Origin of the sequence: Longimycelium tulufanense, from assembly GCF_014645795.1 — a bacterium.
In the GTDB taxonomy this organism is placed as follows: Bacteria; Actinomycetota; Actinomycetes; order Mycobacteriales; family Pseudonocardiaceae; genus Longimycelium; species Longimycelium tulufanense.
Window position 1 is genome coordinate 1 of the sequence record NZ_BMMK01000026.1, and the last position, 8,657, is coordinate 8,657.

Here is an 8,657-nt window from a genome sequence, read left to right on the forward strand (position 1 = left end):
TCCGGCGGAGTCGCGGTCACCACCGCTGTGACTTGGACCCGGCAGGACAAGGCACGTAACGCGGTGAGATCGACGGCGGACATCACGCAGCCTCCTCACTCGGAGTGCCGTTGAGGAGGCGGTCGATCGAGACGGCGGGGATGACAATTCGGCCGTGCTCGCATGGCGCGATCAACGGGTTACGGGGCCGGACGGCGTGGAGCTGGCGTCGGCGGATCATCTCCCGGACCTCGCGCACCGTGAGGTCCAGCAGCGCGGCGGCCTCCTCCACGGTGTAGAGCGCGCCGCCGTACTCCTCCAGCGTGCGCTGCGTGTTCGCCAGGAACTCCTCGACCGCGGCAAGGGGGACGATGTAGCGGCGCCCGGGCTGACGAGCGGCCAGCAGGCCGTGCCGGATCAGGCTGCGCACCTGCTGCTCGCTGAGATTGAGGCGCTCAGCCACCCGCGGAACGGTCAGTGCACGGGGCTGGACGGACGTGGTCATGCCGCTTCACCCGCTTCCTGCGACCCGTGCCAACCAGGTGGCTCCAGCACGGACTTGGGAACGTTGAGGACGGCCGCGAACTTCGCGATGACCTGGGAGGTCGGAGCGCGAAGTCCGCGCTCCAGTAGCGACACGTACTGACGGGTGACGCCAGCGGCCCGCGCGAGGGACGCCTGGGTGTGCCCGTCCTTCTTCCTGACGACCCTGAGAACTGCCCAGGATGAGTGTGCGGTAGTTGACATGCAGGCACTTTACGACAACAACCGTAAACAAGACAAGCTTTAGGAGTGTTTCGGCTGCTGAAGTCGAGCTCCGCCTGTCAACTCTTCACCTGAGATGACACTAGTTTGTTAGTGCGCCCTAAGTGCGGGATCATCGGGAGCCATGGCCGACCAGAAGCGCGATCCGCAACCGCACTGGCCCCTCGGGGAGCGGCTGCGCGTCGCGCGCGAGCAGGCGGGCCTCAGCCAGCGCCAAGCCGCAGAAGCTGCCGGCTTCTCCGTGACCGCCTGGGGCCAGCTGGAGACGGGGCTACGGAGCGTGGGCGGTGGCCAAACAGTGCCTGCCAACCCGCGGCCAGCGACCATCGTCGCGGCAGCTCGCATCGTCGGCGTGGAGCCCTCGGAAGCGCTCAACCTTGCCGGATACGATCCCCGTCAACACCGCACCCTGCTCCAGAGGCCCAGCGCTGGCGGTCGTCCCACGGTGTCCCAGCGAGGTCTCGCCGAACTGATCTCTCAGCTCACGGAGCGGCAGCGGCAAGCGGTGTTGGCTGTTGTCGAGGCGATGCTCGAACCAGAGGAGGCCGACGAGGGCACTGGAGCCCAGCCCGCTCCCGCGCACCATGACGTGGTGGAACGCAAGATCTCGCCGGACCTCACCGAGTCCCAGGTGTACGAGGAGAAAGTGAAGCGGTCCAAGCCGGGGACTCAGCGGAGGCCTCGCCGTTAGGGTGTATCCAGTCCTTGCGTGACGTTGTGCAGGGCCACCGACAACATCCGGATCTTGGTGCCGGGATCGATGCTCCCGTTCGGGTACCAGTGGACGTAGCGGGCGACGCCCTCGTCGTCGTTGTCGCCGTCTGGTGACACGGTTCGAGTGATCAGCACGATCTGGACCTCGTTGCCGTCAACGAGTTCGCCGTGGGCCCGCAGCATCGACTTGATCGCCTCGTTGGCGACCGCGTCCGCGACGTTTCTTTCGAGATCACTTTCTGTGTTCACGGCGACTCCCCTTCTGGTACTGATGGCGGCGGCGTCCCGCCAGATGGTGGAGTTAGCTGAGCCTTTCCTTGCGTTTGGTGGCCCCCGGTGCCCCGTATGTGTGCTGCATCACTACTACACCCCGTGTAACGAGCCATCCATTCAATTGATCGAGACAGATATTGAACAGACAACAAGATCAGTCGGATGGAGTAGCCACCTACCAAACGCCAACCCGTGTCGCGGCCGTACCTACCTCCGTGCACTCCGTAGCCCCCCGGTGGCGCCCCCCATCCGTTGCGACGTAGTGGTTTCTGCCCCGGCTGGTGTGGCGGCACCAGCCGGGGCTCCTTACGGTGACCCCGCTGGCTGAGGCACCACGAGGGACCATATGGCTCGGGCGAGGCCCTGTGGACTCACTGCCAGTACGGGTTTTTCTACTGGAGGTGCGCCAGGTGACCAGGAGTGCGGAGTCAGGGCGTACTGGCAGTAAGGCCGGCCTGGCTGGCCGCGTCACCGGTGCCGTTCTGAAGGCTCTCCGGGCACACGTCGGCCTCAGTCAAGAACTGTTCGCCGAGAGACTCCAGGTCGCCAAGACGACAGTCCAGGCTTGGGAGTCAGGCCGCCGACCCTTGATCAACACTCCGTTTACTGAACTGCAACGTGTCCGTCGACTGCTGCAGACGTGCGGCGCCGTTCCCAACCAGCTGGCGGTCTGGGACCAAGCGCTCACCGCGGACACGATCCTCGCCGACATCGGTTCCCTTAGCATTGAGTCGCACCCTCTCGCCCTTGTGGTGCCGGACCGAACTCTCACGGAGCTGCTGGCATGGCCGCTAAGTGGGGTTCCACCACAACGGCTCAGTGAGGTTCGCGCCGAGCTGCCCATCGAGACCGGGGTGCGCGCCGCGCTGGCTGCCGACCTGAGGAGAGTCGTCGATCGCTCCACGGACGGACTAACCGCCGCCATGCTTCGCCGCCAGGCGAAATACCTCGTCGCCAACCACGAACCATCCCAAGACTGGCTGGCCGACGTCACGGCTCGTGACGTGCGACGAGTTCGCAGCCTGCAGGACTGGACTCCCGACTGGGCCGTATTCCGATCGCACGCAGTCTCAGCAGCAGTCGCGGGTGACTTGGATCCTCTGACCCGCTTTGTCCGTGAGGGCTTGGCCACCGACCGCGACATCGCCGCGAACCTGAACTACTGGGCGTACTGGGTTGGCGAGATAGGGGACAGGTGGACCTCAGATACCGACATGCTCAACACGGACCAAGCATGGTCCGGTCAAGCCTTACTTGACTCCCTTCTCAAAGGGTTAGAACACGCACCGTACAGAGAACTTTGCGCCCACACCTTATGGGCGCTCCTCCGATGCCGCCGTAGCCTCATCGACAACCCTTCCCTCAAGACACGAATCCGCTGGGCCATCGATGCGGTTACTAGCAAGCACCAACTTGTGTCGGACCAAGCCAAGCACCGTCTGGAACAGGTCGCCTACCTCGCCGGGAGCTGAACATGGACCAGCCACTCATTGCCGCCATCGTCCGGTTCGCCCACGAGGCCGGACACCTCAAGAACGTCCAACGCGCTGGCTGGCTCCTTGCCGGCATCCGCCATGCGGAGTCCGTAGCAGAGCACTCCTTCCGGGTAGGAGTCTTGGCCTATCTCATTGCCGCCGAGGAGGGCGCCAACCCTGACAGGGCGGCAACCCTGGGGTTGTTCCATGACATTCCCGAGACACGAATCGGTGATCAGCACAGCGTCGGCAAGCGCTACGTCGAGACACCGAACCCCCGATCGGTGATTGGGGACCAGGTCGCTGACCTGCCGCCCGTGCTGGCCGAGCACATCGTCGCGCTGATCGAGGAACACGAGTCTGCGAAAACTGAGGACGCCACGTTGGAAGCTCGATGCTCACGCGACGCGGACAAGATTGAATGCTTGCTGCAGGCCCGGGAGTATCAGCGTGAGGGTTACACGCAGTTGGAGCCGTGGGTGAAGACCATGGTTGATTCGGTCTCGACGGAAACAGGCAAACGTCTCGCCAAGGTGGCCCTCGAGGTGTCCCCGGGCAGTTGGTGGGAAGGCTTTGCCGCAGCGTTCGATCGATAGGGGTCGCCGGGGTCCAGTCTCGGGTCAGCGTGGATCAGGAGGTGAGTCGTGGCGGTGAGGTACGAGCAACAGAAGGAGGACGAACGCTGGGCGTACCTCGCCGAGGGCAACCGACGCCAGGCCCGGAAACGCATCTCCGCTGATGATCCGCGACGAGCAGGGACGGATCCTCCTGGTCGATCCGGTATACAAGCCGTTCCACGATCTTCCGGGCGGCATGGTCGAGGCCAACGAACCGCCTCGGGCCGCAGTGCAGCGGGAACTTGCCGAGGAACTCGGCACCCACCTCACGGTCGACCGGCTCCTTGCGGTGGAGTGGGTCGTGCCGCACGGCCCGTGGGACGACCTCCTGGCAATGGTGTTCGATGGGGGCGTCCTGAACGCCGAGCAGGCTGCCGCTCTGGAGATCACCGACCCGGAGATCAGTTCCTTCCGGTTCGTCGACCTCACCGTCGCCCGAAGCCTGCTGCGGGCCGACGTGGCGGAACGGCTCGCCCGTGCCTACGCGGCCCTGGATCAGGGGACGACCGACTACTCCGAGCGGTTCGAGCAGCCTCCGGGCCGGACCTGAGCAGTCCTCCATTTGAGTGACAGTGCGCACGATGCCTCACCAGCGGTGCCGAGCCCGTCAGGGGATCGGCCACCATGGAGCTGTCGAGAGGGGGACGGCATGACACACGTGGTACATGTCACGAGAGATGAGCTGCTGCAGCGACGCGACGAGATCCTGCAGCGGTTCCACGTCACGCTCGAAGAGTTCCAGCAGCGCGCCCAGAACGCGTCCCTGGTTGGCGACGAGTGGGAGGCGTGGGAAGAGCTCAAGGACGTCGCATACCTGCTTGGCGAGTCGGAATCCTGCTGACACCGGGAACCTCGCTGAGCGAGCTGACGACTTCGCCCGCGACGTTCACAATCTTCTCGCCGCTGTCTTCGACGATGCACCCACCATCACCGCCCGAGGGCACGGAGACAGGTACGTCATCGCTGATAAAGATCGGGTGCCGCTGACGGTTGACGGTGAACTGCTTGCCACCCTCACCATCAAGCTCCGCTGCTGCGCGGACCGATCCGGACACTACCTCGCGGTCGACGAATCCGCCTACATCCTCACCGCAGCGCTGGATCGCACCCCGATCCTCCGCTTCGAGTACCTCCGGTCTCCAACGGCCCGCGTTCCCTGCGCCCACATCCAGGTTCACGCCCACCGCGGAGCCCTGTCCCACGTGCTGTCCCGAGCAGGCCACAGCCACCCGCACGCGATGGAGCGGTTGCATCTTCCGGCCGGTGGACCTCGGTTCAGGTTCTCGCTCGAGGACGTCATCGAGTTCCTGCTGGAGGACGTTTGCTTCGACGGCCGCCATGGGTGGCGGCAGGCTGTCAACGCCAGCCGGGCCAAGTGGCGCCGGCTTCAGATCAAGACAGCGGTGCGGGACTCGCCCCAAGCCGCGGCCGAGGTGCTGGAGAAGCTCGGCTACCAGGTCACTCCGCCCGAGTCCGGCCACCCCACGGACGCGGTGGGCAAGCTGACGATGTGGTGACCGCGGGCTCAGCGGAGCAGTTGGAGAAGCTGCTCGGTGATGGCCCGGGCCGGGACCCAGCCGTTCGGCTCGACCTTGTCCTCCGACACTGTCGCCGTGGATACCGGCTCGCCCAGCGGCTCGTCGCCGTCCGGCTCCCGGTACACCCGCCACGTGCGCTCGCTCGGCAGGACGGGGATGACGACCCGCTGGTCGCCCCAGTCGAGTGTCAGCGTGACCACCTCGGCTGAACCCGCGACGGGGTCGTGCCGCACCCGGTCCAGGGCGGCGATGATCCCCTGCTCGGACAGCAGCGTGGCCACGGCCTCGGCCAGCGCGTTCGTCGCGACGATGAGGGCGGCTCGACCGGCGTAGCCGTCGGGGGAGAGGCCCCGCCCGGCCTGCTGCCACCAGTCACGGGCAGCGGCTTCGGCGTGCTGGGCGGTCCTCGCCATTCAGGGGGCTCCCTCCCATAGCCGAACACCTTCACCCTAATGGACGAGCGGGGTAGGTTGGGGGTCGCTGAGGACCCACGCGACACGAGATCGACGCCGGTAGCGATCCCCTTCGGGTGGCGAGGTCCATTTCGATCTCGATGACCACGTCCGGGCGGAGCGGCAAGTACTCCGGGCACCCAGCAGGAATCCGGACACGGCTGGGCGCGGTTCGCTGTGGCTTGCCTGATCACTGCGACAAGCCCGCGACGCCGGCTGTGCCGACCGCCGAGCAGTCCGGTCGTCGGCAGCGGGCCGTCGAAGCGAGTACGCACCGAGTAACAAAACCTTGTCAGGGTTGTGAGATCCGGACCGCTGGCGACATGGACTGGGTGACAGCATCGTCACGCCTGGCGCGACACCCGACGTCGAAGGATCTCGATGGAGTGGGACGAGAACCGCTTTACCACCCTCTACCAGGAGAACTACCGCACGGTCCACGCCTACGCCCGCCACCGGCTGCCCGCTGACGAGGTCTCCGACATCGTCGCCGAAACCTTCCTGATCGCCTGGCGTCGTCGCGCCGACGTGCCCGATCCACCCCTACCGTGGTTGTTGGCGACGGCCCGGAACCTGGTCCTCGCTCATTGGCGACGTACCAACGACCGGAATGCGATCGCTGTCGAGCTGGAAGGGTGTCGGGTTCTTCCGCAAGAACCGGCGGCGTCTGAGGTTGTCGTCGAACGCATCACCGTTCTCAGCGCTTTGTCTCAGTTGGAGGAACGGGACCGGGAGACCTTGCTGCTGATCTGCTGGGACGGCCTGTCGCCGCAGCAGGCCGCCGTCGTCCTGGGCTGTTCCACGCATGCGTTCACGATGCGGCTGCACCGAGCCCGGCGCCGCGTCACCGCGTTGCTGGACCGCCTTGACGCCACCGTGACCAAGGGGAGGACCACTCGTGAGCCAACACAGCCGTGACGCCCTGGACCGCATCGCTGCGCAGCGTCCCCAGGAAGCCGACGTCGACATCCCACCGTTCACCCGTCCTCAACCCGCAGTTGAGACGTCGAGGCGAGGCCGGCGGCTCAGCCGGCGCGCGATTCTTCTTACTGCCGCTGCTGGCGTCGCCGCGGCTGCTGGAGGTTCCTTCGCGGTGATGCGTTATGCCCGCTCCGGGGGCACCGATGTTGCTGCCCTGCCGCCGTTGGCCTTCCAGTCTCTCGCGGAGAGCGACCCTCGCCGGCTTCTGCTCTCGCTCGCCGAGCGGGCCTCCCGCCAGCCGCCTCCTTCGGGCACGGGTCCGTACTTCTACTCCCGGAGCCGGCGCTGGAGCATCGTCACCGACCAGCACGTCGTGTTCGGCACCATGGGCGCCGGTGTGGACCAGCTTGTTGAGGAAACGTGGATCGCCCGCGACGGCACCGGTCGCATGGTCCGCACCCCGGAAGGTGATGACCCCCGCTCTCCTCACATGGATGTGCCGGTGGGATCAGGGCCGACCCGCACACCTGATGCGACCTACCATCCTGATCCTTCGGCGGATGACTCGATGTGGGATCAGCCCGCCGAGCAACTCCAGGCACGCATCACTCGCGAGGGCGCTGGCCGCACGACCGCCCAATGGTTCGAGAGCGCCACCAGTCTGTGGGAACGGCAGGCACACACCCCGGCCCTCGGAGCCGCAATCCCGCGGGTCCTGGCCGATCAACCCGAGATCAGGGTCGAGGGCGCCACAACGGACCGCGCCGGCAGGCGCGGTGTTGCCGTGAGCACGATGGCCCGTGACCCCCGCAACGGTTATGCCGAGGTGCGACGGCTCTACCTGGTGTTCCATCCCGAGACGGGTTTCCTCACAGCTGTGGAGAACGTCGCCCTCGACGGGCTACACGTCCCCGTGGACCCGCCCGCTACCGTCCACTACACCCTGTGGCTTGACGGTGGCTACGTCCCCGACACCGAAACGCGCCCGTGAACCCGACGTGCCAGGGGTGGCCTGCACCACCGGCCGGTGCAGGCCACCCCTCCTCACCCTCACGTAGGCATCCTCAGCCGCGGCTGGTCCGGATCAACCCCACGTTGTCGTTGAAACTCCCCAGATCTGCGATCCCATGCTGGTCCATGCCGTACGCGACCAGCTTGTCGTTCTTCGCCAGGTTGATGAACTCCGCCTTCGAGCAGTAGCTCTGCCCGAACGCCGAACTCAAGTTCCGTGACCAGTCGTAATTCCAGGGCCAGAACGTCGTTGGGTCCAGCGTGTAGCCAGCGCTGTCACACGGACCGCCATCACCCCAGATTCGATCGTGCCGGCCACCGAAATGGGCGTGCTCGTACCAGTGCATGACAACCACAGCATCCGCTTGCGGTGCCAACCACGCGCTGGATCGATACTGTGCACGCCACTGCAGCAGCTGTGCATCAGCCTTGTCCGCAGACACGTCCGAACACGTGCGGTGCAGCACCGGCGAAACCTCGCCGACCGCAGCCTTGCCCACCAACGTCGAGCAGTACGGGCCAGTTGTGTTGCCCTCGACAGGCGCCGCACCATCCGCTGGCTGGGCTTGCGCGACCCCCGTACCCAACACCAGCGCAGCGCAGATCGCCACGCTCGACGACGCCAGCCGTCTCAACATCACACGCACTCTCGTACCCCTCCTCCTCGGTCACTCGGTCGAGTGACCGAGGAGGACGTTAGCGACCAACGGATCACACAGGGAATAGGTGCGATTACGCGCTGCGGGTGATAACAAGATCACGTATCTGGGGCACTCCTGCACCCTCCCTCACCACATCAGTAATGTCCTCCGAAGAGAGCAACGCAGTCAGCGAACAGAGCAGGAAGACCAGAATCTTGCGGAACTCCGCAAGAGCACGGGACAGGGAGGGGATATGGAGTGGTGGGGGGGG

At 65.7% G+C, this 8,657-nt stretch carries 13 protein-coding genes; 8 read left to right on the plus strand and 5 right to left on the minus strand.

Annotation, left to right across the window (positions count from 1 at the left end):
- Positions 1–82 precede the first annotated feature (82 nt).
- Together IEY55_RS22620 and IEY55_RS22625 are read right to left on the minus strand one after the other, a co-directional pair.
- Positions 83–484, minus strand: a complete 402-nt coding sequence (locus tag IEY55_RS22620; protein WP_189060549.1) for a helix-turn-helix domain-containing protein — start codon at positions 482–484, stop codon at positions 83–85.
- A complete protein-coding gene (locus IEY55_RS22625; protein ID WP_189060550.1) occupies positions 481–726 on the minus strand; it encodes a helix-turn-helix transcriptional regulator in 246 nt (81 codons plus the stop codon). Before IEY55_RS22625 ends, IEY55_RS22620 begins: the two co-directional genes overlap by 4 nt.
- Positions 727–868: 142 nt before the next feature.
- Here IEY55_RS22625 and IEY55_RS22630 point away from each other — a divergent pair, with 142 nt between their 5' ends.
- A complete protein-coding gene (locus tag IEY55_RS22630) occupies positions 869–1,435 on the plus strand; it encodes a helix-turn-helix domain-containing protein (RefSeq protein WP_189060551.1) in 567 nt (188 codons plus the stop codon).
- Here the strand turns inward: IEY55_RS22630 and IEY55_RS22635 are convergent.
- Complete coding sequence (locus tag IEY55_RS22635; protein WP_189060552.1) at positions 1,432–1,707, minus strand: hypothetical protein; 276 nt, start codon at positions 1,705–1,707, stop codon at positions 1,432–1,434. The two genes, IEY55_RS22630 and IEY55_RS22635, sit on opposite strands and share 4 nt — an antisense overlap.
- A gap of 434 nt (positions 1,708–2,141) precedes the next feature.
- On the opposite strand from IEY55_RS22635, the gene IEY55_RS22640 reads away from it, so the two are divergent.
- The 5 genes from IEY55_RS22640 (at position 2,142) to IEY55_RS22660 (ending at position 5,340) form a co-directional block, all read left to right on the plus strand.
- Positions 2,142–3,203, plus strand: coding sequence for a helix-turn-helix domain-containing protein (locus IEY55_RS22640; protein WP_189060553.1), 1,062 nt, complete (start codon positions 2,142–2,144; stop codon positions 3,201–3,203).
- 2 nt (positions 3,204–3,205) lie between these two features.
- Positions 3,206–3,802 carry an HD domain-containing protein gene (locus IEY55_RS22645; protein ID WP_189060554.1) on the plus strand — a complete coding sequence of 199 codons (597 nt, stop codon included), beginning with the start codon at positions 3,206–3,208 and terminating at the stop codon, positions 3,800–3,802.
- Positions 3,803–3,944: 142 nt separating this feature from the next.
- The gene (locus IEY55_RS22650) at positions 3,945–4,373 is read left to right on the plus strand and encodes an NUDIX domain-containing protein (RefSeq protein ID WP_229686646.1); all 429 of its coding nucleotides are present in this window, start codon (positions 3,945–3,947) and stop codon (positions 4,371–4,373) included.
- Positions 4,374–4,472: 99 nt separating this feature from the next.
- Entirely contained in the window at positions 4,473–4,664 is a 192-nt protein-coding gene (locus tag IEY55_RS22655) for a hypothetical protein (RefSeq protein WP_189060555.1), read from the plus strand.
- The gene (locus tag IEY55_RS22660; protein ID WP_229686647.1) at positions 4,642–5,340 is read left to right on the plus strand and encodes a hypothetical protein; all 699 of its coding nucleotides are present in this window, start codon (positions 4,642–4,644) and stop codon (positions 5,338–5,340) included. Before IEY55_RS22655 ends, IEY55_RS22660 begins: the two co-directional genes overlap by 23 nt.
- A gap of 8 nt (positions 5,341–5,348) precedes the next feature.
- Here the strand turns inward: IEY55_RS22660 and IEY55_RS22665 are convergent, their stop codons facing one another.
- Entirely contained in the window at positions 5,349–5,774 is a 426-nt protein-coding gene (locus tag IEY55_RS22665) for a hypothetical protein (protein WP_189060557.1), read from the minus strand.
- 420 nt (positions 5,775–6,194) lie between these two features.
- Between IEY55_RS22665 and IEY55_RS22670 the strand changes: the two genes are divergently transcribed.
- Both IEY55_RS22670 and IEY55_RS22675 read left to right on the plus strand, forming a co-directional pair.
- Positions 6,195–6,731: an RNA polymerase sigma factor gene (locus IEY55_RS22670; RefSeq protein WP_189060558.1), complete on the plus strand. Its 537-nt coding sequence runs from the start codon at positions 6,195–6,197 to the stop codon at positions 6,729–6,731.
- Positions 6,712–7,725, plus strand: a complete 1,014-nt coding sequence (locus tag IEY55_RS22675; protein ID WP_189060559.1) for a CU044_5270 family protein — start codon at positions 6,712–6,714, stop codon at positions 7,723–7,725. The genes IEY55_RS22670 and IEY55_RS22675 overlap by 20 nt, the downstream gene beginning before the upstream one ends.
- Before the next feature lie 73 nt (positions 7,726–7,798).
- On the opposite strand, the gene IEY55_RS22680 is transcribed toward IEY55_RS22675, so the two are convergent.
- Complete coding sequence (locus IEY55_RS22680; protein WP_189060560.1) at positions 7,799–8,392, minus strand: hypothetical protein; 594 nt, start codon at positions 8,390–8,392, stop codon at positions 7,799–7,801.
- Positions 8,393–8,657 lie beyond the last annotated feature (265 nt).

Excerpts from the sequence above, each read along its gene's own strand:
- IEY55_RS22645 (WP_189060554.1), top strand. The coding sequence starts at position 3,206 with ATGGACCAGCCACTCATTGCCGCCATCGTCCGGTTCGCCCACGAGGCC.
- IEY55_RS22625 (WP_189060550.1), bottom strand. The coding sequence starts at position 726 with ATGTCAACTACCGCACACTCATCCTGGGCAGTTCTCAGGGTCGTCAGG.
- IEY55_RS22665 (WP_189060557.1), bottom strand. The coding sequence starts at position 5,774 with ATGGCGAGGACCGCCCAGCACGCCGAAGCCGCTGCCCGTGACTGGTGG.
- IEY55_RS22655 (WP_189060555.1), top strand. The coding sequence starts at position 4,473 with ATGACACACGTGGTACATGTCACGAGAGATGAGCTGCTGCAGCGACGC.
- IEY55_RS22670 (WP_189060558.1), top strand. The coding sequence starts at position 6,195 with ATGGAGTGGGACGAGAACCGCTTTACCACCCTCTACCAGGAGAACTAC.
- IEY55_RS22630 (WP_189060551.1), top strand. The coding sequence starts at position 869 with ATGGCCGACCAGAAGCGCGATCCGCAACCGCACTGGCCCCTCGGGGAG.
- IEY55_RS22620 (WP_189060549.1), bottom strand. The coding sequence starts at position 484 with ATGACCACGTCCGTCCAGCCCCGTGCACTGACCGTTCCGCGGGTGGCT.
- IEY55_RS22650 (WP_229686646.1), top strand. The coding sequence starts at position 3,945 with ATGATCCGCGACGAGCAGGGACGGATCCTCCTGGTCGATCCGGTATAC.